This is a genomic window from Bradyrhizobium sp. USDA 4501 (assembly GCF_054062115.1).
In genome coordinates, this window is the sequence record NZ_JBSSEX010000001.1 from 3,509,143 (window position 1) to 3,533,399 (window position 24,257).

18 protein-coding genes and 1 pseudogene are annotated in these 24,257 nt (G+C 65.5%); 6 read left to right on the plus strand and 13 right to left on the minus strand.

Going from position 1 to position 24,257, the window contains the following annotated elements:
• Positions 1 to 140 precede the first annotated feature (140 nt).
• The 4 genes from ACVWZM_RS16130 to ACVWZM_RS16145 form a co-directional block, all read right to left on the minus strand.
• Positions 141 to 1,103: an alpha/beta hydrolase gene (locus ACVWZM_RS16130; RefSeq protein ID WP_253588237.1), complete on the minus strand. Its 963-nt coding sequence runs from the start codon at positions 1,101 to 1,103 to the stop codon at positions 141 to 143.
• A 29-nt stretch (positions 1,104 to 1,132) separates the two neighbouring features.
• Entirely contained in the window at positions 1,133 to 2,908 is a 1,776-nt protein-coding gene (locus tag ACVWZM_RS16135; RefSeq protein ID WP_253588238.1) for an NAD(P)-binding domain-containing protein, read from the minus strand.
• 75 nt (positions 2,909 to 2,983) lie between these two features.
• The gene (locus ACVWZM_RS16140; RefSeq protein ID WP_253588239.1) at positions 2,984 to 6,454 is read right to left on the minus strand and encodes an acyl-[ACP]--phospholipid O-acyltransferase; all 3,471 of its coding nucleotides are present in this window, start codon (positions 6,452 to 6,454) and stop codon (positions 2,984 to 2,986) included.
• A 286-nt stretch (positions 6,455 to 6,740) separates the two neighbouring features.
• Positions 6,741 to 6,998 (minus strand): hypothetical protein, encoded by a 258-nt coding sequence (locus tag ACVWZM_RS16145; RefSeq protein WP_253588240.1) that lies wholly within the window; start codon positions 6,996 to 6,998, stop codon positions 6,741 to 6,743.
• A gap of 52 nt (positions 6,999 to 7,050) precedes the next feature.
• Here ACVWZM_RS16145 and ACVWZM_RS16150 point away from each other — a divergent pair, with 52 nt between their 5' ends.
• Positions 7,051 to 7,671, plus strand: a complete 621-nt coding sequence (locus tag ACVWZM_RS16150) for a TetR/AcrR family transcriptional regulator (protein ID WP_253588241.1) — start codon at positions 7,051 to 7,053, stop codon at positions 7,669 to 7,671.
• 20 nt (positions 7,672 to 7,691) lie between these two features.
• On the opposite strand, the gene ACVWZM_RS16155 is transcribed toward ACVWZM_RS16150, so the two are convergent.
• Positions 7,692 to 8,690: a winged helix-turn-helix domain-containing protein gene (locus ACVWZM_RS16155; RefSeq protein WP_456853846.1), complete on the minus strand. Its 999-nt coding sequence runs from the start codon at positions 8,688 to 8,690 to the stop codon at positions 7,692 to 7,694.
• A 151-nt stretch (positions 8,691 to 8,841) separates the two neighbouring features.
• Between ACVWZM_RS16155 and ACVWZM_RS16160 the strand changes: the two genes are divergently transcribed.
• Entirely contained in the window at positions 8,842 to 10,020 is a 1,179-nt protein-coding gene (locus tag ACVWZM_RS16160) for an ABC transporter substrate-binding protein (RefSeq protein WP_253588244.1), read from the plus strand.
• A 159-nt stretch (positions 10,021 to 10,179) separates the two neighbouring features.
• Here the strand turns inward: ACVWZM_RS16160 and ACVWZM_RS16165 are convergent, their stop codons facing one another.
• Positions 10,180 to 10,599 (minus strand): hypothetical protein, encoded by a 420-nt coding sequence (locus ACVWZM_RS16165; protein WP_028343281.1) that lies wholly within the window; start codon positions 10,597 to 10,599, stop codon positions 10,180 to 10,182.
• Positions 10,600 to 10,819: 220 nt separating this feature from the next.
• On the opposite strand from ACVWZM_RS16165, the gene ACVWZM_RS16170 reads away from it, so the two are divergent.
• Positions 10,820 to 13,087, plus strand: coding sequence for a T6SS phospholipase effector Tle1-like catalytic domain-containing protein (locus ACVWZM_RS16170; protein WP_253588245.1), 2,268 nt, complete (start codon positions 10,820 to 10,822; stop codon positions 13,085 to 13,087).
• A gap of 298 nt (positions 13,088 to 13,385) precedes the next feature.
• A complete protein-coding gene (locus ACVWZM_RS16175; protein ID WP_456853849.1) occupies positions 13,386 to 15,002 on the plus strand; it encodes a phospholipase D-like domain-containing protein in 1,617 nt (538 codons plus the stop codon).
• Positions 15,003 to 15,068: 66 nt separating this feature from the next.
• On the opposite strand, the gene ACVWZM_RS16180 is transcribed toward ACVWZM_RS16175, so the two are convergent.
• Positions 15,069 to 16,169, minus strand: a complete 1,101-nt coding sequence (locus ACVWZM_RS16180) for an LLM class flavin-dependent oxidoreductase (RefSeq protein WP_057015535.1) — start codon at positions 16,167 to 16,169, stop codon at positions 15,069 to 15,071.
• Positions 16,170 to 16,274: 105 nt separating this feature from the next.
• Positions 16,275 to 16,913 (minus strand): TetR/AcrR family transcriptional regulator, encoded by a 639-nt coding sequence (locus ACVWZM_RS16185; RefSeq protein WP_253588247.1) that lies wholly within the window; start codon positions 16,911 to 16,913, stop codon positions 16,275 to 16,277.
• An 82-nt stretch (positions 16,914 to 16,995) separates the two neighbouring features.
• On the opposite strand from ACVWZM_RS16185, the gene ACVWZM_RS16190 reads away from it, so the two are divergent.
• Together ACVWZM_RS16190 and ACVWZM_RS16195 are read left to right on the plus strand one after the other, a co-directional pair.
• On the plus strand, positions 16,996 to 17,424 hold the full coding sequence (locus tag ACVWZM_RS16190; RefSeq protein WP_456853851.1) for an FAD-dependent oxidoreductase: 429 nt from the start codon (positions 16,996 to 16,998) through the stop codon (positions 17,422 to 17,424).
• Positions 17,327 to 18,481 carry an FAD-dependent monooxygenase gene (locus ACVWZM_RS16195; RefSeq protein WP_456853853.1) on the plus strand — a complete coding sequence of 385 codons (1,155 nt, stop codon included), beginning with the start codon at positions 17,327 to 17,329 and terminating at the stop codon, positions 18,479 to 18,481. The genes ACVWZM_RS16190 and ACVWZM_RS16195 overlap by 98 nt, the downstream gene beginning before the upstream one ends.
• Positions 18,482 to 18,502: 21 nt before the next feature.
• On the opposite strand, the gene ACVWZM_RS16200 is transcribed toward ACVWZM_RS16195, so the two are convergent.
• From ACVWZM_RS16200 to cobS, 5 genes and pseudogenes are all read right to left on the minus strand, one after another.
• Positions 18,503 to 19,615 carry an NADH:flavin oxidoreductase/NADH oxidase gene (locus ACVWZM_RS16200; protein WP_253588249.1) on the minus strand — a complete coding sequence of 371 codons (1,113 nt, stop codon included), beginning with the start codon at positions 19,613 to 19,615 and terminating at the stop codon, positions 18,503 to 18,505.
• A 137-nt stretch (positions 19,616 to 19,752) separates the two neighbouring features.
• The gene (locus ACVWZM_RS16205; RefSeq protein WP_456853855.1) at positions 19,753 to 20,796 is read right to left on the minus strand and encodes an esterase-like activity of phytase family protein; all 1,044 of its coding nucleotides are present in this window, start codon (positions 20,794 to 20,796) and stop codon (positions 19,753 to 19,755) included.
• A 43-nt stretch (positions 20,797 to 20,839) separates the two neighbouring features.
• A pseudogene (gene cobT / locus ACVWZM_RS16210) lies at positions 20,840 to 22,739 on the minus strand (cobaltochelatase subunit CobT).
• Positions 22,736 to 23,146, minus strand: a complete 411-nt coding sequence (locus tag ACVWZM_RS16215; protein WP_253588251.1) for a GNAT family N-acetyltransferase — start codon at positions 23,144 to 23,146, stop codon at positions 22,736 to 22,738. The pseudogene cobT and the gene ACVWZM_RS16215 overlap by 4 nt, the downstream one beginning before the upstream one ends.
• A gap of 3 nt (positions 23,147 to 23,149) precedes the next feature.
• Positions 23,150 to 24,148 (minus strand): cobaltochelatase subunit CobS, encoded by a 999-nt coding sequence (cobS, locus tag ACVWZM_RS16220; RefSeq protein WP_057015539.1) that lies wholly within the window; start codon positions 24,146 to 24,148, stop codon positions 23,150 to 23,152.
• Positions 24,149 to 24,257: the final 109 nt, after the last annotated feature.

Here is a 24,257-nt window from a genome sequence, read left to right on the forward strand (position 1 = left end):
CCCCGACTGGATGGAGTGGCGCGACGCTGGGGCCGCAGCCCGCTGCAACAACAGGCTGCGGTGGTTATGGGTCCCGGCCTCCGCCGGGACGACGAGGAGGTTAGAGTCCGTTCGCAAACAAAGGCCGGGACGACCGGAGATTAGACGCCCCGCTCCAGCAACACCCGAAAATCCGCCCGCGCGCGCTGCGCCTCGGCGCGTGCGGCCTCTGACGCGTCGCCGAGGCCGAAATAGCCGTGAATCAGGCCCTCGCCGGAATGATAGCTCACCGGCACGCCGGCCGCCTGCAACGCCTCGGCGTAGGCATGGCCCTCGTCGCGCAGCGGGTCGAACCAGGCTGTGGTGACCACCGCCGGTGCCACACCCGCAAGGCTCTTCGCGCGCAGCGGCGAGACGCGCCAATCGGCGCCCTCAGCCTTGTCGGCGAGATAGTGCCCGCAGAACCACTGCATCGTCGCCCGCGTCAGGAAGTAGCCGTCCGCATTCTCGGCGCGTGACGGAAATTTGGCGTTCTCGGCCACGTCGGCAAAATTGCCGACCACATCGGTGACGGGATAGACCAGCAATTGCCCGGCGAGCCTGATGCCGGCGTCGCGGCAGGCCAGCGCGGTGGCGGCGGCGAGATTGCCGCCGGCGGAATCGCCGGCAACGCCGACGCGGGCGAGATCGCCGCCGAATTCATCGATCCGCGCGACCACGTCGCGGATCGCGGCGAACGCATCCTCGAAGGCCCCTGGAAAGTGCGTCTCCGGCGGGCGGCGGTAATCGACCGAGATCACGACCGCGCCGGTGTCGATCACGAGGTTGCGGGCCTGGCGATCATGCGTCTCGAGATCGCCGGCGACCCAGCCGCCGCCGTGGAAGAAGATCACGGTCGGCGCCGTGCCACGGCCGCTCCGATAGAGCCGCGCGCCGAGCTTGCCGGCGGCGCCAGCGACCTCGATATCGCGTGCCACGTCGACCGGCGGCGGCGGCACCGCCTTGCGCGCCTCCGCCAACGCCCGGAGCGAATCGCGACAGCTCTGCGGCGTCATGGTTTCAGGATCGCGCAGCGGCAGCAGCGGGATGATCTTCTCAATGACGGGATCGAGCGGAAGCGGCATGGGAGTCCTTCAGTGCGAGTGCGTGGAGTTCAGGTGAGTTGCTTGGAAAGCGTGCCGGCCTCGATCGCTGCGATCTGCAGCGCGATGAAGCGGCTGTAGATGCGGGCCTGCGAGAACGCGCCGCCGGCGAACCAGAGGCCGGGCTGCGGCGTGCGCGTCCACATGTTGCGCAGCTCCTGGGTCGCCTCGTCGAAGCCCCAGACGCGGCCGACGCGGGCGGCGATGTCCTCGCCGAACAACCTGCCGACCAGATGGTCCGGGCCCTTGTAGCCGGTGGCGAGCACGAACAGCTCGGCGGCGAGCGACGTGCCGTCCTTCAGCGCAAGGCCGGCGGCGGTGATATCGGCGATGTCGGCGGCCTGGATCAGGCGGATCTTGCCGTCGGCGATCAATTCGGAGCAGCCGACATTGAAGTAGTAGCCGCCGCCGCGGGAGCGAAACTTCAGCGGCCAGCCGGTGCCGTCCTCGCCGAACTCGAGCCGGAAGCCGGCGCGCTCCAGCCGCGACAGCAAGGGCGCATCGAGCCGCTTGACCTCGTCGGTGATGATCCTGTGCGCGATCTTCATCACCGGGAGCGGCACGCCGGAATTGAGGATGTCGCGCACCTCGATCGGCGGGCCGTCGCCGAGATAGGTCTTGTCGTAGAGCTGCGCCGGCTCGACATTGACCACCATGGTCGGGCTGCGCTGCACCATGGTGACGTCGGCGCCGGCGGCGTGCAGCTCCTGGCAGATATCATGCGCGCTGGTGCCGGTGCCAAACACGACGACCGAACGCCCCGCCCATTCGCGCCCGGCCGCGAAGGCGCTGGAGTGCAGCACCTTCCCCTCGAAATTCCCGATGCCGTCGATCCTGGGAATGTTCGGCGTGCCGCTGACGCTGGTCGCGAGCACGATGTGCTTCGGATGCAGCGTGCGCGGGCCGCTGGTCCCTTGCAGCGTCACGGTCCAGCGCTGCGTCGTATCGTCATAGCGCGCGCCCTCGAACGAGGTCTCGGTCCAGAAGTCGAGCTCCATGATGTCGACATAGCTCTCCAGCCAGTTCGCGATCTTGTCCTTCGGGATGTAGTCCGGAAAGCTCGGCGGGAACGGGAGGTAGCGAAACAGATTGACCGGCGTCTTGTTGTGCAGCTTGAGCCCGCGATAGCGCAGCCGCCAATTGTCGCCGATGCGCCGCTCGCGATCGACGATCAGGGCATCGAGCCCGATCCGCTTGCACTCGACCGCGGCCGCGATGCCGGCATGGCCGCCGCCGACGATCAGCACATCGGGCTCGCGGTCGGCATAGGCGCGCGAGGCCTGCCGCTGCTCCAGCCAGTCGGGTGCGGCGAAATCGCGCGCATGGGATTGCTCGGCGGCGCCATCGGCGCGCGCCTCGCAGATGCGGTTGAAGTCGAGCATCGTGGAGAACGTCCACGCCACGGAATTTCCGCCCCTCTCATGCAGCAGGCGGACCGCACCGGTGCCGGGACCATTCGACGTGTCGAAGGTGAAGACCGCCTCGATCGTCTCGCGTCCGGCCACCACGGCCCGCCGCGGTATCAAGGCACGGTCATCGAGACGAAATCCGCTCGCGCCGACCGCTTCAGCGCGCGTCAGCAGTTCGGCAACGACGCGCTGCCGCCCGCTGAAGGTCGCAAATTGCCAGGAGATGCCGAAGATATTGCGCCAGTGGCTCTCCGGCGCAAGCAATGCGGATAGAGCCTCCATGGAGCGGCTCGCGAGCGCCGCATCCAGCGCGCCGATCCATCGCTCGGCGGCAAGTTCAGGCGCGTCCTCCGTAGCCGGGTTCAGTTTGTCCAGCATGATCGTGCTTTCTCGGGAGCAGTTGCCGTCTATCTGACAACATGCTCCCGAAAAGCACAACCATCATGCCAAGCCTCATGCGACGTGTTGCGCCAGCTGCGCGGGCTCGGCCTCGCCCTCATCGCCGGCGGGCTCGGCCTGCGGCGCGGGCGCCGCGGCGAGTTCCGCTGCTATTTCCTTGGCCAATGCAGTGGCACTGACATAGTCGGTCTTGCCGGTGCCGAGCAGCGGCACCTTGTCGATGACGCGGATATCGGCCGGCACCGCGAGCTCGGAGGCGCCGACGCTCTTGGCCTGGCGCTGCATCGCGGCGCGGTCGGCGTCCTTCTGCGTAGTGAGCAGCACGATGCGTTCGCCCTTGCGCTGATCGGGCAGCGTGACCGCAACCGACATGGCCTGCGGCCAGATCGCGGCCGCGATCGCCTCCACCGCGGACAATGAGACCATCTCGCCGGCGATCTTGGCGAAGCGCTTGGCACGACCCTTGATCGCGATGAAGCCCTGCGCGTCGACCGAGACGATGTCGCCGGTGTCGTGCCAGCCTTCGGGCAGCGGCTCGAGCACGCCGGGATTCTCGGCACGGAGATAGCCGAGCATCACGTTCGGGCCCTTCACCGACAGGCGGCCGCCTTCCTCGATGCCGGGGACCGGATCGAGACGGTACTGCATCAGCGGCGAGATGCGGCCGACGGTGCCCTGGCGATTGGCCATCGGCGTGTTCATCGCCAGCACCGGCGCGGTCTCGGTGACGCCATAGCCCTCGAGGATGCGGATGCCGTAGCGCTCCATGTAGATATGCCGCGTGCGCTCCTTCACCGCCTCCGCACCGGCGATGACGAGCCGCAGCGTGCGGAAGTCATAGGCATGCGCCGAGCGGGCGTAGCCGGTGAGGAAGGTGTCGGTGCCGAACAGGATCGTCGCGCCGGTTTGGTAGATCAGCTCGGGCACGATCCGGTAATGCAGCGGCGACGGATACATGAAGATCGGGATGCCGCCGAGGATCGGCATCATCATGCCGCCGGTCAAACCGAACGAGTGGAACACCGGCAGCACGTTGAACACCTTGTCGTTGGCATTGGCATCGACCCGCGCCAGCGCCTGTGCCGCGTTGGCGAGGATGTTGCGATGGGACAGCACGACGCCCTTCGGCGTGCCTTCCGAACCCGAGGTGAACAGGATGACCGCGGGATCGTTGGCCTTGCGGGCGACGCGCGGCGCGATGCCGGCGCGGAAGCCCGCGACCTTGTCGGCGAGGCCGATGCCGGCCCTGACATCCTCGAGATAGACGACGCGCGCCTGGCCGGCGAGCGCCGCGATCAGCTTGTCGAGCTTGCCCTTCTCGATGAAGGCCTGCGAGGTCAACACGGTCTTCACCTGCGCCGCCTTCATCGCCGCCAGCATGTTGACTGGACCTGCCGAGAAGTTGAGCATCGCCGGCACGCGGCCGATGGTCTGCAGCGCCATGAACACGACGGCGACGCCGGCCGAGTTCGGCAGCAGCACGCCGACATTCTCGCCGACCGCGGTGCCCTGCTCGAGCTTGCGGCTCAGCACCTGGGCGCCGAGGATCAGCTTGCGGTAGGTCAGCTTGGTGCCGAGCGCGTCCTCGATGATCGGCTTGCCGGTGTCGCGGTCGCGATAGGCGTGGCCGAGGCCCTCGAACAGCGTGTGGTCGAGCATCGCGTTCTGGACCATGGCGTTGATCATCACGTCCTGCAGCGCGGCACCGGCGGCATTGCGGCGCGCCTTGCCCTTCAGCGACTGGTCGACCGGCAGCTTCACCGGCGGCAGGATCGAGATCGTCACCTTGGGGAACCAGGAGCGCTTGATCTCGCCATTCTTGAGATAGCTGAGATGCGAACGCTGCGCGCCCTCGATGCGGACCGGGACGACGACCGCATCGGCCTTGTCGGCGATCATTGCGGTGCCGTCATAGACCTTCATCAACGAACCCGAGACCGTGATGCGCCCTTCCGGGAAGATCACCACCGGCTCGCCGGCGGCGACCAGCTTGATCAGGTCGCGCGCGGCCAGCGGCTTGGTCGGGTCCATCGTGTAGTGCTTGATCATCTTCAGGAACGGCTTGGCCCACCACGCCTTGGAGATGCCGGTGTCGACCGCGAAGCTCGCATCGATCGGCAAGGTGGCGTGCAGCAGCGGGCCATCGACCAGGCTGACATGGTTGGGCGCGATCAGCATCCGCGTGCCCGATGGCGGCAGGTTCTCCATGCCGCGCACCTCGACGCGGAACAGCGCCCGGAACAGCAGCGCGCCGAAGTCGCGCACGCCCTCCTTGCCCCACTTGCTCAGCACGAACCAGACGGTGCCGAAGCTCGCGACGGCGAGGCCGAAGAAAATCCAGGCGATCGGCAGGCCGATATATTGCAGGGCGCCGACGAACACCGCGCCGGCGACCATGAAGCCGGCCTGCAAAATGTTGCCTGCGGCGATGATGCGGGCGCGCTCGGACGGCGCGGTCCAGGCCTGCACGGCAGCGAACGACGGCACCACGAACAGGCCGCCGCCGAAGGCGAACAGGAAGAAGTCGGCCAGCATGCGGAAGCCGCCGAACGAGGTCGCGAACGCAACCGCGGTGACATCCTTGCCGAGCGAGGTGGTGGCGATCGCCCAGGCGAGGTCGAGGCCGACCACGCCCATCACGATGGCGCCGATCGGCACCAGCGCGAGGTTCGGGCGGACATGGCTCAGCTGCGCGGCGAACAGCGAGCCGGCGGCAATGCCGATCGCGAACACGGCAAGGCACAGCGTGACCACGCCCTCGGTGCCGCCGACGCCTTCCTTGATCAGCGCAGGCAGCAGCGACAGCACGATCGCACCGACCATCCAGAACCAGGACACGATCACCATGCCGTCCCACAGCCGCGGCTCGGCATAGAGCGACTTCAACAGGCGCACGGTCGAGGTCCAGGGATTCTTGGTGATCGGCAGATCCGGCGCGGACGGCTGCGTCACCGGGATCCGTGACGCAAAGCCCCAGGACAGCACCGACAGGCCGACCACGGCGGCACAGATCCAGCCCATGTGGCTGGCGCCGGCGACGAACATGCCACCCGCAATGGTGCCGATCAGGATCGCCATGAAGGTTGCGCCCTCGACCAGCGCGTTGCCGGTCGCGAGTTCAGACACCGACAGCTGGTCGGGCAGAACAGCATATTTCACTGGGCCGAACAGCGCCGCGACGATGCCGAACAGCGCCAGCGCGATGAACAGCAGCGGGATCGAATGAGTGAAGAAGCCGGCGGCGGCAAACGCCGCGGCGAAGATCTCGAAGAACTTCAGCCGGCGGGCGACGACGGACTTGATGTAGCGGTCGGCGAGCTCGCCGCCGAGCGCCGACAGCACGAAGAACGGAGCGATGAACACCGCCCCCGCGAGCTGGACCAGCGCCGGCCCCTGCTCGTTGGCGACGCCATACAGCAGCATGATGACGAGCGCGTTCTTCAGCACGTTGTCGTTCAACGCCGAGCAGAACTGCGACCAGAACAGCGGCGCGAAGCGGCGGGACGTCATCAATTCCTTGATCATGACCGGTTCCTTGGGTTAGCGCGCACGGCGCTGCAGGTCTGCGAATTCGGGTGGCGGAGAATGGTGAGCGTGGAGAAAATGACGGGGATGCCGCAGCCTTTAGTCTTTTCCGCAACGTATCGGTTCGAAGGCGCGCAAAATCGGGCGAACCGGGACGTCGCGACATTGCCCGCCAGAGATGTACGAGACCTTATCCAGACCTGGGGTTGATCGACGCCGGATAGGCTCGCAGGGGACATGGTGAGCGCTTTGTTGAGGTTTCGCCGACAATTGCGGGCCGCGTGCTTCAGGTCAGTTCACTCAAGCCGCCGAACGGTGACCATGGGCAGTTGCGCGGCTTGCAGCGGCCTCCGCTCGCAGCCGCCTGGCGCGGCGCGCGCCGATCCGCGCGCCGCTGCTCCAGGACGCCTGCGACGTCGCAGGCGCGGGCAATCCGCTCGATCGGCGCGGTCGCCAGATTGAGGACGGCGCGGCCGAAGCCCTTCACGAGCTCGATCGCGTCATCGACAAGGGTGGTGGTCAATTGAAGTGCTAGGGTCTGCATCTGAGTGGCCTCCTATGCCAACTTGAGCAACGCTCAAATTAGTAGTATAAAAATGAACACTGTTCAAGAAGAATCGCGACGAGACCGAAAAAAACTTCAGCGGCGGGCCCTGCTGATCGAGATCGCGTGCCGGTCAATCGCCACTAAGGGATTGAGATCACTCAAGGTTCGCGATGTCGCCGAGGCCGCCGGCTGCTCCATCGGCAGTGTCTATAATGAGTTCGGCGACTTCGACGGGTTGATCCTGACGGTGAACCGGGAGACCTTTCACGCCCTGACCACGCGGCTCAAGGCGGTCCCGGCCGACGATCCCCTGCGCCAGCTGCACGGACTTGCCGACGCCTATCTCGGCTTCGCCACCGAGCACGCCAATCTGCTGCGCTCGCTGTTCGAGCACCGGATGGAGGACGACCGGCCGTTTCCGGAAGACATCCTCACGATGGTGATGGAGGCGTTCGCGCTGATGCATGCGCCGCTGCTCCGGCTGCTGCCCGATCGCGATCCCGACGATGTCGCGTTGCTGTCGCGGACGATGTTCTCCGCGGTCCACGGCATCATCTCGCTCGGCCTCGAAGAGCGCATGGTCGCGGTCCCGCCTGAGATGCTGCGCGAGCGCCTCGCGCAGTTCGTCGACACGCATCTGGCGGGGCTCGGTGTTTCGCGGCGCGCGTAATCACACCGGGTGCGCTTCGATCAGGTTTGACTGCGTGCAATGGGGCCCGGGTGGGCAAGGGTCCAGAGCGGTTCGAGGAACACGACACCGGTACCTCCCTCGCGGAAGACGAGCTTGAACTCGATCCGCCCATCCGCGGCGATGGAGGCGGAATGCAGTCCGGTATTGCCGTCATAGCGCAAGACGTCGTCGAGGACATATCCGGTGAAGCCACCGGAAAAGCCGGGCCCGGGTACACGGCTGTGCGGCATCGCCGGGCCGTTCACGAGATAGCCGGTCGCGACACCATCCCGATCGACATTGGTGACGATCATCATGAATTGGCGGTGCGAATTGATCCAACCCTCGGCGCTCACCCACACGCCGAGAAAGCGGCGGACATTGTCCGGTACGTCACTTGCCGGCGCGCGAACGCGATAGGCGGGAAGCGGCAGCTGCTTCTCGGCGGCCAGCGCGGTGATCCGCTCGACATCCTGCTCCGGCACGATGCCGTGATCCTGCGGCACAAGCCAGTGCGCCAATTCGGCCAGAGGATGCCACATCCCGTTGGCCAGCGGCGGCACGGATGCGAATGATGCGAAGGCGATCACCGACAGGCCGGCGATCAGCAACCATCGGGGAAGCGCGGCCAAGCGTGCCGCGATACCGCGGGGAGCGGACGTTCGGCGCGAGACGTTCTGCGATCCATGATCGTGCGGCGGCGGCAGCGGCCTGGCATCGAGGCGATAGCCGCGGCGAGACACCGTCTTGATGATGCGGTGGTCATCATCGCGCAGCTTCAGGCGCAGCTCGCGGACGCACTGGACGAGCGAGTCGTCGGAAACCGCGACGTTACCCCAGACCGCCTCGTGCAGATCCTGCTTGGATGCCAGCCGCCCGGCATTGCCGGCGAGATAGCCGAGCACCGCGAATGATTTCGGCCTGAGATCGAGATCGACGCCATCCACGCGGGCTACGCCGCGGGCGAGATCAAGCTCAAAGGAATCAAATATCAAAACGGAATCAGTCGCCGGGTCCATAGAGGTCACTCCATGCCCACAGACGGCACCAATCGGGAAAATTTAGCAGGAAATTCGGCGTTCTGTCACTTCTTCATCAGGACTTCCCTGGCGCGAAGCCGATAGTCGCGAACCGGCCCGGCATCATCTCCGGGCTCGCGGGAGGTTGGCCATGTCGAGTACCCGGTTTGCCATGTTGGTCGGGGCCGTTCTGGCGCTTGCGGCGGTGCGACCGGGACCCACCCAGGCGCAGGACGTCGTAAGGGTCGGGCTGGTGATGCCATTGACCGGCGTTCTGGGGCCGGTCGGCAAGCAGGCGGTCGCCGGGGCGCGGCTCTACATGGCGCAGCACGGCGACATGGTCGCCGGCCGCAAGATCGAATTGATCGTCCGGGACGATGCCAGCCTGCCCGACAATGCCAAGCGCATTGCGCAGGAGCTGATCGTCAACGACGGGGTGGCGATCCTCGGCGGCGGGTTGACGCCGAGCGTGCTGGCGCTCGCGCCGCTGGCCAATGAGAGCAAGACGGCAACCGTCGTGATGGTATCGGGCACTTCGATCGTGACCGAACGGTCGCCTTACTTCGTGCGCACCAGCTGGACGCACGCGCAGCAGGCCAGCGTGCTGGCGGATTGGGCGGCGAGAAACGGATCGAACCGGGCCACCATCATCGCATCCGACTGGGCACCCGGGCGCGAAGCCGCCGGCGTATTTTCGGCGAGCTTCACCGCGGCAGGTGGAACGATCGTCGAAGCGCTGAAAGTGCCGCTGGCCAACCCCGATTTCGCGCCGTTCCTGCAGCGCGCGCGGGATGGCAATCCCGACACTCTGTTCATTTTTGTCCCGACAAGCCAGGCCGGTATCCTGGCCAAGCAGTTCGTCGAGCGCGGGCTCGACAAGAGCGGGATCAAGCTGATCGGCCCCGGCGACATCGCCGACGACGAGGACCTGCCGGGCATGAGCGATGCGATGATCGGCATGATCACGGCGGGGTTCTACTCCGCCGCGCATCCATCCGAGCTGAACCGCGACTATGTCGCGGCGTTTCGCAAGGCCAACGCGAATGTTCGACCGAACTTCATCAGCGTCAGCGCCTATGACGGCATGCATCTGATTTACGAGGCGCTGAAGGTGACCGGCGGCAAGACCAATGGCGATGCGTTGGTCGAAGCCATGAAGGGCATGGCCTGGGAAAGCCCGCGTGGCCCGATGTCGATCGACCCGAAGACGCGCGAAGTCGTCCACGACATCTACATTCGCAGGGTCGAGAAGGTCGGCGGCGAACTCTACAGCGTCGAGCAGGAGACGTTCAAGGCGGTCAAGGACCCCGCCAAGGTCGCGAACCGATGAGGGAGGCGCAGTAGCAGCTGATCCGGCTCGGCGTAGGCCTTTGCGGTGTCCCGGCGTAGCGGTGACGGCCGACACAGGACTTGCGTTCAGACCATCCCCCCTGCAACACGACCGATCCCGAGCCAGCAAACCAGCCTCGTCCAACGCCACTCCGACGCTTCACGCGCGCGCCCGCGCGATCGTGCCGCCGACGATCTGCATGGCAACGCCGAGCACCCAGCCCGCCATGATGGCCGCGGTCCAGCCGATGTCCGGCTCGCTGCGCAGCACGACGACGCCAACCGAGAAGAACGCAACCATTGTCGCGAGGAAGGTCCCGATCGCGCCGAGCAGCTCCGCCGCGTCGATTTTGCGCATCGAGGCCGTATCCTTCGGATGGAACAGCTTGGGGGGCGTATCGATGCCGAGATAGAAGCCGATCGCGCCGCCCAGCATCATGATGAGCAGGAACGCCTGCGAGGTCAGCGCCGAGACGCTCGAGCCGACATGGATGGCGACAAACAGACCGCTTGCAGCTCCCGCCAAAGCAAGGCCGAAGCGCTCTAGGACATGGGCAAATTTTCTGACGTGGCTGCGCATGGCTGTGCCTCATCAATGAATTGCGCCACTATCAGGCTAGGCCTTTTCGCAGCAGCGCGAAAGCGGTCACCTCTCACATGGCCGCGACCACGTGACGCTTTGTGCGCCAGTTCACACCTATCGCGGCATGGAATGATTAAAGAGCGATCAAAGGTAGCAATCGATCCGGTCCCTGCTACGCTGCGCCATCCGCTTCATTCGTTTCAGCGAGCATCCTTTAATGCCGAGTCCGAAGATCATTATTCTGTCCGACGGCACCGGCAACGCCGCTTCCAGCGTCTGGCGCACCAATGTCTGGCGGATATTTCAGTCGCTGGATTTGCAGGGCAATACGCAGGCCGCCAAGTATGATGACGGCGTCGGCACGTCGAAATTCATTCCGCTGGCAATCCTCGGCGGCGCCTTCGGCTACGGCCTCAAGCGCAACATCCTCGACGCCTACAAGTTCATCTGCCGGAACTACGACCACGCGAAAGATTCGAAGGTCTACCTGTTCGGATTCAGCCGCGGCGCGTTCACCGTGCGCACGCTCGCCGCACTCATCCTCGATCAGGGCCTGATCGCCGCGGACACCGAATCCGAGCTGCACGACGGCGCGGTGAAGGCCTATCGCGCATACCGGGCCGAGGGCTACCACTCGATCTGGCGCATCGAGGTGCTGTTCCGCGCGCTGCGCGACTATGTTCTTGTACCGCTGTGGGATCGCCTTCGAGGCAACAAGCCGTACGCAAGGATCGCGCGGAAGCCGGTGCCGGCGATCGAATTCATCGGCATCTGGGACACCGTCGCGGCCTATGGCCTGCCGATCGACGAGATGACGCGCGGCATCTCCAACTGGGTGTGGCCGCTCGAACTACCGAACCGGATTCTCAGCCCGAAGGTCAAGTGCGCGCGACACGCGCTGGCGCTCGACGACGAGCGCACGACCTTTCATCCGGTGCTCTGGACCGAGCAAGAGCCGGGGCAGCCCGCACCGGCCGTGCCGACCAGCATCGATGGCGAGCGCCTCGTCCAGGTCTGGTTCGTCGGCATGCACGCCAATGTCGGCGGCGGCTATCCGGACGACGCTGTCGCATTCGTGCCGCTGGCCTGGCTGGTCGACGAAGCCGTCAAGCGCGGCCTCGCATTCAAGAGCGCACCGATCGCCGACCCTGACGCGATCAAGTCAATCAAGTCCTCCGAGGACAAGGATGGCCGCCTCTACGATTCCCGGGCCGGCCTCGGCGCGTACTACCGGTACGGTCCGCGCAAGGTCGCCGACCTCTGCAACGATCCCTATGCCGGCGTCAGCGTGCCGATGCCGAAGATCCACGAGAGCGTGTTCGAGCGGATCGACAGCGGCGCCAATGCCTATGCCCCGATCGGACTTCCGCCGAACTACGTGGTCGTGTCGCGCAGCGGCCAGGTCACTCCGCTCGGCGCCAATACGTTTGAGACGCCCGCGGGCGCACCGGCGCGCTATGCCGCACAGGAGAAGCTGTGGAACTACGTCTGGATGCGGCGGATCGCCTACTTCGCCGCGCTGGCGGCGTCGCTGCATCTGGCCACGTTCTGGCTGTTCCATAACCAGCACAAGGAGCACGAATTCAGCTCCTATGTCAGGATGATTTCGGAGCTGGTGCGCTTCGTTCAATCGTTCCTGCCCGATTCCTTTCATTGGTGGACCGATTGGTACGCCGGCAATCCGGAATGGTTCGCCGGCGGCATCCTTGCTGTCATCGTGCTGATGGGTGCCGGCAGTTCGCTCAGCGCGACGATCAGCGACAGGATGCGGATCATCTGGCGTGACCGCGCGAAGCCGACGCCACTCTCCGGGTTCATGCACGAGGCGATCTATCGATTCCGTACCAGCGCGGTCTATCAGTGGATTCTCAACGTCGGAAAGCGGCATGTCGTCCCTTTCCTGCTCACGGCCCTGCTGGTCTGGTTCAGCGCGACGCTGGTCAGCCACTTCCTGTTCAATCTCGCCGATTCGACGGGGGCATTCTGCAAGGGCACTGCAACGGACAAGCTTGTCGCCGTCGACAAGGGCATCCCGCAGGATGCCGCCGACTTCGACACCGGCGCCATCTGTGCGCCGACCGGCCTCAAGGTCCGCACCGGGTTCAAATACGAGATCGCGATCACGATGTCGGAGCCATGGGAGGACGCCGGCCGCGCGGTGACGCCGATCGGATACCGGACCTCGACCATCGAAGGCACAAAGCAGTTGCGCGGCTATTTCGCGATCTTCCTGCGGCGGATCCTGTTCCGGCCATGGTTCAGGCTGATCGCACGGGTCGGAGAGACCGGCGTCGACGAGTATTTTCTCGACCCCCTGCCGGTGTCGAACACCGACCCGCAGGTCTACAAGGCGCGTTTCACCGCCGATCGCAGCGGCGAGATCTTCCTCTACGTCAACCAGGCCGTCATCAGCCTGCCCTGGGTCTGCGGATGGTTCTACGGCGACCATAAGGGCAAGGCGAAGGTCACGGTGCGGTTGCTGTAGGAAGCCGCGATCGGGCCCACAGCATCGCGGCCCAACGGGTGCGCACGACGTGACCGATCTGTGATCCTGCCGACAGACCAGGTTGTAGATTGTCTGGCATACTCTCCTTGCTAGATCAGCTGCCCCGACGCCCGGAACGATCCGACGCGACTTCAGGGATCGCCGGGCGACGTTGACGCGCCAGGTTCATGTCGACCGGATATTTCTCAGCCGCGATTTGGAGGCATCACCATGATTTTCCACAATTCAGGCGTTCCCGACCACCGACGGCATCTTCGTGGTCTGGGAGGTCGCGGCAATGATCCCGGACTGCCTCGGCTTTGCGCTGTATCGTCAGCAGCAGGGCAAAAGTGCAACCGTGGTCGACACCTGGGTCGGGTTCGAGGACCAGGCGCAGGATCACAAGCCGGGCGAACATCGGCCGAGCACCGAATGGCCGGTGCAGAAGACCAACTGGACCGATTTCCTGGCGCCAACCGACGCGCCGGTCCGCTATGGCGTCGTTCCGGTTCTCAAGGACGGCGCCACCAAGGTGAAGCCCGCCTACAGTGCGCCAGCGACATGGACCGAATACGTCTCCGCAATGCCGTCGGGCCCGCTCAAGCCATGGTTCAACCGCGGCACGATCTCGGCGCAATGGCTGTCGCGCGCGATCGGCAAGGACAAAAAGCCGGCGCAAACCCTGGAGAAGGCGATCTCGACCAAGGGCAACAAGATCCGTGACTTCCTCAAGGGCCAGCTCGGCGCCCGCCTGCTGGCGCTGTTGGCTGAAGCCAAGAAGAGCAAGCGCGACGTCTATCTCGCGCTCTACGAGCTCAACGACCCTGAGCTGATCGCCGCGCTGACCGCGATGAAGGGCAAGGCGCACGTCGTGCTCGGCAACAGCACAGGCAAGTCCGACGCCACCGCCAAGGACACCGAAAAGAACGCCGGCGTGCTGAAGAAGGCCGGCGTCGACATCGTTCGCCGCAAGATCGCGCCGAGCCGTTACGCCCACAACAAGTTCGCGGTGTTCTGCGACGGCGCGCAGAAGCCGAAGGTGGTCTGGACCGGCAGCACCAACTGGACCCGGACCGGACTGTGCACCCAGAACAACAACGGGCTCGAGATCACCGACGACAAGGTCGCGGCGGCCTATCATGACCATTGGAAAGCGATCTACGCCGACGGCAGCAAGTCGCCGAAGGCGCTGGCCGTGGCCGGCGATCACGAATGGCCCTTCACCATCGGCAAGTCGAAGCTCAGCGTCTGGTTCACGCCCACCACCAGGAGCGGTGACCTCAAGGAAGCCACCAGGATGATCGAGGACACCGAGCATGGCGCGGCGTGCCTGATGCTCAATCCCGGCAACAAGGGCCTGCTCGGCCCGATCCTGGAGAAGGCGCAGGACAAGAAGCTTTATGTGCGCGGGGTGCTCAACAATTTCCCGGCGCAGGGCAAGGACAGCCCGAAGGATCAGCTGCAGCTCCTGGCCGGCGACGGACAGCAGCAGGTCTTCAAGGGCAAGCAGATCGCCGACGTGATCCGGCCCGCCGGCATCGACAAGACCGCGGACTGGTGGGAGCACGAGATCAAGAACACCGGCAAATTCATGATCGCCGTGCACAGCAAGGTGATCGTGCTGGATCCGGCCGGCAAGAACGCGGTGGTCATGACCGGCTCGCACAATTTCTCCGACCGCGCCAGCACCAAGAACGACGACAACCTCGTCATCATCAGGGGCGATTCGCAGCTGGCGCTGACCTATGCCGCGCGCATCGTCAGCATCTACGGCCAGTATCGCTGGCAGGCCTGGCGCAACACGCCGGAGGGCCAGAAGGACAAGGGTCTGAAGCGCAGCGACACCTGGCTGAGCAACCGCATCGGCAAGGGCTGGGCGGAAACCGAAACGCGGTTCTGGCTCGGCACCACCTGACGCCGGCGATCCGTCGTGAACAAGGGGCAGCGTTACCGCTGCCCCTTGTTATCCTCTCCGCCAAACCTACGCCGCGCGGCCGACCGAGGCGTCGAGATGCTTCAGCCGCGGCAGCACCTCCTGCTTCAGGAGCCGCAGCGAATTGTGCCAGGCTTCCGGCTTGTGCTTGTAGTCGAAGCCGAACACCAGGAGCACGCCGAAGCCGCCGACCTCCTGGTAGATCTGCTCGATCTTCTCGGTGACGGTCGCAGGCGAGCCGACGATCCAGTTGTTGCGCGCGCAATATTCGACCGTGACGTCGCTGTCCGGCACGTCGGGCGAGGCCTTCAGGTAATCCTTGAAACCAAAGTGGCCGAGCAGCGGCAGGAAGTACTCGCCCATCATTCGGCCCATCATGTCGCCGGTCGACAGCTTCCATGCTTCTTCATCGGTGTCGGCGACGAATACCTCGCGCACCATTCGCCAATCCTTGCGGCTCGGCGTGCGGCCGGTCTTGGCCGCGCCGGCTTCGACCGAATCCCAGTGGCTGCCGACATAGGCAGGGTTGAGGTTGAGGCTCATCGGAATGAAGCCGCGCTCGCCGGCGAGCTTCAGCGTATCCGAATTCTTGGAGAGCCCCGCGACGCCGATCGGCGGATGCGGCGCTTGCTGAGGCTTGATGTGCGGCTTGAGGAAATCGAACATCGTGTCCGGCTTGGTCACGGTCCAGAACTTACCCTTGTGGGTCCAGGGAGCCGGCTCGGTCCACATCTTCAAAATGATCTCGAGCGCCTCGCGGGTCATGTCGCGGTTCTGTCCCGACATGCCGTCGACATTGAACATCGCCCAGTCGCTCGGCAGCCCGGAGGCCGCGACGCCGAAATTGAGCCGCCCGTTCGAGAGGTGATCGAGCATCGCGACGCGGTTGGCGAGCTCGGCCGGGTGATGATACGGCAGCAGGAAGCCGCCGGGCCCAATGCGGATGTTCTTGGTCTGCAGCAGCGCCTGCGCGATCAACAGATCAGGCGACGGATGCGGCTCCCAGGGTGCGGTGTGGTGCTCGCCGATCCAGGCTTCCTGATAGCCGAGCTCGTCGAGCCAGCGCAGCACCTGCAGGTCCCAGTCGTGGCCCTCCTTCAATCCGCACTCCGGCGGATGCGACGGCATCGCGAAGTATCCGAGTTCCATGGGTTTCCTCTCTTTGTTCGATGCGTGTCTTCCGCACGCGCTTCGAGAGTAGCTGCCCCGGCTACGGCAGAACAATGGCCTTGTCGCATCCGGCTCGGCCGGGATTCATGCGTAGGGCGTATCCTTCAGCATGATCGCGATACCGGAAAAGCTTCGCTCCATGATCCGCAGAAAGGTCTCGCGTGACGATGCAGCCGACCTGCGGGCCTTGTGCTCGCGAAGCCCTTCCGCATAGGCGACGGTCAGCGCCGTGACCACCATCGACGCGGCGAGCCGGGCATCGGCATCGGCGAGCGGGCGCTTGATAGCTGCCGCCAGCACGCTCGCGAGATCATCGACCAGTTCGTCACGCATCTCGCGCGCCCGCGCCGAGAGCGCCGGGCTCTCGGCGACGGTGCGCCAGAATTTCGCCGTCGCGTCGGTGAATTTCGCGAACGGATGCACGCGATCCGCCAGGCTGTGCACCAGCTTGCGGAGGGTCGCGATCGGCGCCTCGCCGGCCGGGCGCTCGGCAAAGGCAGTCCGCAGCAACTGACGGCTTTCCTCTTCACGGTCGAAGAACAGGTCTTCCTTGCGTGGAAAGTAATTGAACACCGTCATCCGGGAGACCTCGGCGGCCTCGGCGACTTCGGCCACCGAAACATTGTCGAAGCCGCGTTCCAGGAACAGCTCGGTGGCGACATCCGAGATCGCCTGGCGCGTCGCCTCCTTCTTCCGCTCCCGCAATCCGCCCTGATTTGACATGCGGGAATTTGTACCATAGTAAATATTATACTGAGTATAATTTTATGGTGACGGCGTGACGCGTGAACGAACCGATGTGGTTGTGGTCGGTGCCGGGCCGACCGGACTGCTGCTGGCGATCGAACTGACCCTGGGCGGCGCCGACGTGATCGTGATCGAGCGGCTGACCGAGCCCGACCAGACCATCAAGGCCGGCGCGATCGGCGCGCTGGCAGGCGAGGCACTGGAGCGCCGCGGCCTCGGCGACGCGATGAATGCGGTCGAACGCAGCATGGCGGACAGCATGTCCAGGCTCATGAAGGGCGCGGGCGATGCGAGCGAACTGCCGTTCAAGAAATTCGGCGGTCACTTCTCGGGCATTTTCCTGATCGACCAGACGCGTCAGCGCGAGCCGGACCGGCGGTTGCGCGGGGGTGAACCAGCAAGCCCTGGAAACGATGCTCGCCGGGCGCGCCCACGCGCTCGGCATCGAGATCAGGCGCGGCTGCGAGTTGATCGATTTCGAGGATAGCGGCGACGGCGTCGTGGCGCGGACCAGGGACGCGTCCGGCGATGCCACGCTGCACGCGGCCTATCTCGTCGGCTGCGACGGCGGACGCAGCGCCGTGCGCAAGCGCGCGGGCTTCGCATTCCCCGGCACCGAACCGACCCTCACCGGACACCAGGCCATCGTCGATCTCGATCATCCGGATCGACTTCTGCCGGTCGGCTGGCGGCGAACGCCGGTCGGCATGATGGCCTATGGACCGATTCCCGGCCGGGTGTTCCTGGCCGAGTTCGACGGACCGCCGGCCGATCGCAGCGCGCCGGTGACGCGCGAGGAGGTCGAGACCACGCTGCGCCGGATCAGCGGCGTCGACGTTCGCGTCACCGCTGTCAAGACCGCGACGCGCTTCACCGACAATGCGCGACAGGCCGACAGCTATCGCAGGGGCCGCGTCCTCTTGGCAGGCGATGCGGCGCATGTGCACTCGCCATTCGGCGGACAAGGCCTCAATCTCGGCCTGCTCGATGCGGTCAATCTCGGCTGGAAGCTTGCGGCGGTCGTGTGCGATCGCATGCCCGACAGCCTGCTCGACAGCTACACCGAGGAGCGGCATCCGATCGCGGCAAGGGTGCTGGCCAACACCCGCGCCCAGGTCGCCTTGATGCGGCCTGACGTCATGACTGATGCCCTGCGCGAGATCGTCGCTGATCTGATGAGCCTCGACGAGGGCACCCGCTATTTCGGCGAAATGATCAGCGGCATCAGGATCCGTTACGATCTCGGCAGCGACCATCCATCGGTCGGCCGGCTCTCCGGCAATTTCGCTCTCGGCGACGGCGACGCGGAAACAACCCTGTTCGATCAGATGGAGGACGGCAGGGCCGTGCTGGTCGATGCGACTGATGGAGCCGCGTCGGCGATCGCGGCACGCTGGGATATCTTCGTGCGATGCGTGCCGCGACGTAGCGGCGCTTCGCTGCTGATCCGTCCGGATGCCTGCATCGCCTGGGCGGCGGACGACGCCGACACAACGGGCCTCGACGCCGCGCTCACGCGCTGGTTCGGGCCCGCCATGCCGTGACCTCGCAAGCGAGGTGCGCTGTCAGCGCGTCCCGAACGTGGTCTTGCCGAACAGCGCTTTCTGCGTCGAGGGCTGCGAGCGCCAGTATTGCGGCGGCGCGTTCACCTCGCCGCCGAGTTCGGCGGCAGCGTGCCAGCCCCAGCGCGGGTCGTAGAGCATGCCGCGGGCGAGCGCGACCATATCGGCCTTGCCGGACGAGACGATCTCCTCCGCCTGCTTCGCTTCCGTGATCAGGCCGACCGCCATTGTGGTAACGCCGGTCGCCTCCTTGACCGCCAGCGCCGCCGGCACCTGGTAGCCCGGCCCGAGCGGGATCTTCTGCAACGGCGAGACGCCGCCGGACGAGACATCCATCCAGTCGACGCCGCGCTTCTTCAGCTCCCTGGCAAACTCGATGGTCTGCGCAAGGTCCCAGGCGCCCTCGACCCAGTCGGTCGCCGACACCCGCATGCCGATCGGCTTGTGATCCGGGAATACGGCGCGCACGGCGTCGAACACTTCGAGCGGGAAGCGCATGCGGTTTTCCAGCGAGCCGCCATAGCGGTCGGTCCGCTTGTTGGCAATCGGCGACAGGAACTGGTGCAGCAGATAGCCGTGCGCGCCGTGCAGCTCGAGCGCATCGATGCCGAGCCGGTCGGCGCGCCTCGCCGACGCGACAAAAGCCTCGCGGATGCGCGTCAGGCCGGCGTCGTCGAGCGCCACCGGCGCGGCCTCGCCTTCCTTGTGCGGGACGTCAGATGGTCCGACCGTCTGCCAGCCGCCTTCGGCAATCGGGATCAACTGCCCGCCCTCCCAGGGGCGCTGGCTCGACGCCTTGCGGCCGGCATGGGCGAGTTGCATGGCGACCGCCGCTTTCGAATGCTTGCGCACCGAGGCCAGGATCGGCTTCAGCGCCGCCTCGTTGGCGTCGTTGTAAAGACCGAGGCAACCCGGCGTGATCCGCCCGATATCCTCGACATGGGTGGCCTCGATGCAGAACATCGCCGCGCCGGACAGGGCCAGCATGTTGATGTGGGTGAAGTGCCAGTCGTTGGCGGAGCCGTCGACGGCCGAATACTGGCACATCGGCGAGACCATGACGCGATTGGAGAGTCTCAGGTCGCGCAGTTCGATCGGGGAGAACAGGGTGCTCATGCGGCGGATATCCGGGATCGGGGAGAGGGCCCGGTTAAGATAGAGGCACCACGGCCGATCACCAACCGTCCGGATGGCCGCGCAGGCCGGGGCGCAGATCAGCAATGTCCTGACGGGGTCCCTCCGGGCCGGCGCCCTCAGTCCACCAGCGTGAACTGCAGCAGCAGGTTGCGCTGGATCAGGGAGAAATTGTCGTCGGAGACCATGGTCAGCACGGTCTCGCCCTCCTCCGTGACATGGGCGTCGATGCCTTCCATATTGTCGATCTCGTTGCCGAGATCGGCATTGAAGATCGCGGGGCCGTCGACCACGGCGCCGGGCGCGATATCGGACAGCGCGAGACGGCGGATGCGGATGCCGACGCCGCCGAACCAGGAGAATTTCCGCTCCAGAATCAACAGACCGCCCGACGGCAGCAGGAGCGCGTCGCTGATATCGAAATTCTCGCTGCGACGGACGCTGAACTGGCCCGGCGTCTTGCCGCCGACCAGGAAGGCGACCAAATTGCCGCTCGCATCGAGCCCGCGTTCCGAGAATGCGATCAGCGTACCGGCAAGCGGCTGGCCTTTCGGCACGAAGACGAGCCCCTCCAGCCCCTTGTTGTTGGGAAGCTTGCGTACCGCCGGCGGCAGCGCAATCACCTCGCCGCGCGAGCGGGTAAAGCCCTTGGCGAAATCGAAGCGCAGCACCTGGTTGACCCGCTCGAGCCCGACATAGGCGAACGAGCCGTCGAGCGCGAGCGATTCCGAATCATACCAGCCGCGGGTCGCGGTGATCGGCCTGCCGTCGGCGCCGAGCAGCGGTGCCGCTTCGACATCCTCGAGCCCGACCATCTCCCGGCCGCGATAGACGATGCGACCGGTGAACCAGCTGCCCTGGTCGCTGACCGCGATGAAGCGTTCGCCCTTGGCATCGAGCCGTAGCGCGGAGAGGCCGCCGAAACCGGAGAACGACGAGGTCAGGATCAGACCGCTGCGATATTCCAGTGCGCCGAACCGCGTGCGCGCGCGGTCGCGGATATCGAACGACGGCAGCGGCCGCGCGTTGACGTCGATCGAAACCGGTTCGTTGACCCGGTAGGGGCTCGGCCTCGCAGCCGGCCTCGGCGTTGCCGGCGGCTGGGTCGCGCTCTGCGCCTGCGCAAGACGCGGCAAGGCGGCGGCCGACAGCCCCGCCGCCATACCTTGGAGGAAACGGCGGCGGCTAGGGGGGTGAGCGCATGTCTCACGAGTGGAGGCGGCGCCGGATGCCCGGCGCGGGCGCCGAGCCGTGGGTCTCGCTGAACAGCTCGGCGAGCTTTTCGGTGATGGCGCCGCCGAGCTCTTCGGCGTCCACGATGGTCACGGCACGGCGATAGTAGCGCGTCACGTCGTGGCCGATGCCGATCGCGATCAGCTCGACCGGCGAGCGGGTCTCGATCTCGTCGATGATGTGACGCAGATGCCGCTCGAGATAGTTGCCGGGATTGACCGACAGCGTGGAGTCGTCGACCGGCGCGCCGTCGGAGATCATCATCAGGATGCGGCGCTGCTCGGGGCGCGCGAGCAGGCGCTTGTGCGCCCAGTCGAGCGCCTCGCCGTCGATGTTCTCCTTGAGCAGGCCTTCGCGCATCATCAGCCCGAGGTTTTTCCGCGCGCGACGCCAGGGTGCGTCAGCCGACTTGTAGATGATGTGCCTGAGATCGTTGAGGCGGCCCGGATTGGCCGGCTTGGCCGGCCGCGAGCCACGCTTCGCGCGACTGCCCGCCCTTCCAGGCGCGCGTGGTGAAGCCGAGGATCTCGACCTTGACGCCGCACCGCTCCAGCGTGCGCGCCAGGATGTCGGCGCAGGTGGCGGCGACCGTGATCGGGCGGCCGCGCATCGAGCCGGAGTTATCCAGCAGCAGCGTCACCACGGTGTCGCGGAAGGTCGCCTCCTTCTCATGCATGAAGGACAGCGGATGATAGGGATCGGTGACGACGCGCGACAGCCGCGCCGGATCGAGGATGCCCTCCTCGAGATCGAAATCCCAGGCCCGGTTCTGCTGCGCCATCAGCCGACGCTGCAAGCGGTTGGCGAGCCGCGCCACGATGCCCTGCAGATGCGCGAGCTGCTTGTCGAGATAGGAGCGCAGCCGCTCGAGCTCGTCGTGATCGCAGAGGTCTTCGGCGGCGATCACCTCGTCGAACTTCGGCGCGAAGGCGTGATATTCCGGACCGCGCGGCTCGTTCTGTCCGCGCGCATTCGGCCGCGTCGCCTCGCCCGGCGTCTCGTCGTCGCCGAGCTCGCCGTCGTCGAACGTGTCCGACGTGGAGGCCTGCGCGCTCTCCATCGCGCTTTCGCTCATCTCTTCCGCTGACGTCTGCGCCTGGTCGGCGCTCATCTCCTGCGCGGCGTCGGAATCGGGCGAGCCCTCGGCACCGGACTGATCGCTCTCGCCGTCCTGATTCTCGTCCTGGTCGTCGTCATCGTCCGAATCCATGTTGCGGTCGTCGCCGAGATCGAGCGCCGACAGCAGATCATGGACGAGGTCGCCGAACCTCGCCTGGTCCTCGGTGAAACGGCTGAGCTTGTCGAGCCGCGAGCCGATCTTGTCCTCCAGGGTCGGACGCCAGAGATCGACCATCTTCTTGGCGGCCGCGGGCGGGGCCATGCCGGTGAGACGCTCGCGCACCAGCATCGCCAGCGCATCCGACAGCGGCGCGTCGGCGCGGTCGGTGATCTCGTCATACTTGCCGCGGTGGAAATGATCGTCGAGCATCGCGGTGAGGTTCTTCGCAACGCCCGCCATCCGCCGCGAGCCGATCGCCTCGACGCGCGCCTGCTCGACCGCCTCGAACACCCCGCGCGCCTGCGGATTACCCGGCATCAGCTTGCGATGCACCTTGGGATCGTGACAGGCGATCTTGAGCGCGATCGAATCGGCGTGGCCGCGCACGATCGCCGCATCGCGCTTGGTCATCTTGCGCGCCGGCTCCGGCAGCCGCGCCTTGCCGGGCGCAAGCCCGGGGCGCTCGGCGGCGAAGGAGACCTCGAGCTCCGGCTTCTTGGCGATCGCCTTCAGGCACGCCGATACCGAGCGCTTGAACGGCTCGGTCGGCGCTTCCTTGGATCCGGGACGGAATTTGATGTTGGAGGTTGTCATAGCGATTTCGTAAACCAATGGCGCGTCACGCCGCCGGGATACCCCTCAATCGAACCGAACTCTTTATATCCGTTGGCGCGGTAGAAGCCCGGCGCCTGGAAGCTCATCGTATCCAGATAGGATCGCGTCGCTCCGAAGCGCCGCGCCTCGTCCTCGATCGCCTTGATCAGCTTCGCGCCAAAGCCCTTGTTGCGAAACTTCTGCTCCATCCAGAACAACTGGATGAACAACACCGCGGTCCAGACCTCGCCGACGATGCCGCCGACAATCTCGTCGCCTTGCCGCAGCGAGATGGCGAAGCGCTTGTACTTCTGCTTCCCCATCTTCTTGTTGTTGTAATGGAGCAATCCGCCGAGCACCGCCTTCTTCGTCTGTGTGACTGTGCGCTCGACGGAGATTTTCGGCATGGACTAGCTGAGCGCCACGTTGACCGAGGATTCCGGCAGCTCGACGTTGAAGCAGCGCTGGTAGAACTCGGCGACCAGCGGCCGTTCCAGCTCGTCACACTTGTTGAGGAAGGTGACGCGGAACGCGAAGCCGATGTCGCTGAAGATGTCGGCGTTCTCGGCCCAGGTGATCACCGTACGCGGACTCATCACCGTCGACAGGTCGCCATTGGCGAACGCGTTGCGGGTCAGATCCGCAAGCCGCACCATCTTGTTGACGATGTCGCGGCCTTCCTGCGTGCGGTAGTGCTTCGCCTTCGCCAGCACGATCTCCACTTCCTCGTCATGGGCGAGGTAGTTCAGCGTGGTGACGATCGACCAGCGGTCCATCTGGCCCTGGTTGATCTGCTGGGTGCCGTGATAGAGGCCCGAGGTGTCGCCGAGGCCGACCGTGTTGGCGGTCGAGAACAGGCGGAACGCCGGATGCGGCTTGATCACCTTGTTCTGGTCGAGCAGCGTCAGGCGGCCGGAGACTTCAAGCACGCGCTGAATCACGAACATCACGTCCGGGCGGCCGGCGTCGTATTCGTCGAACACCAGCGCGATATTGTGCTGCAGCGCCCAGGGCAGGATGCCGTCGCGGAATTCGGTGACCTGCTTGCCTTCCTTGACCACGATCGCGTCCTTGCCGACGAGGTCGATACGGCTGATGTGGCTGTCGAGGTTGACGCGCACGCAGGGCCAGTTGAGGCGGGCCGCAACCTGCTCAATGTGGGTGGACTTGCCGGTGCCGTGATAGCCGGTGACCATCACGCGGCGGTTCTTGGCAAAGCCCGCGAGGATCGCGAGCGTGGTGGCGCGGTCGAAGCGGTAGTCGCTGTCGACTTCCGGCACATGCGGATCGACTTCGGAATAGGCGGGAACTTCCAGGTCGCTATCGATCCCGAAGACCTGCCGGACCGACACCTTCATGTCGGGCAAGCCGACGGGTTCCTGAGCTTTGGTCTGGACGGCGGTCGTCATTCATCCTCCGAGGTCCCGGGCGTTCCCGAAACCAGATTAATCGTTTGGCTGCGGATGGGGTGCTTCGCATAAGCCTAGCAGAGAGCAACGGTTGGCAGAAGCCCGCGAG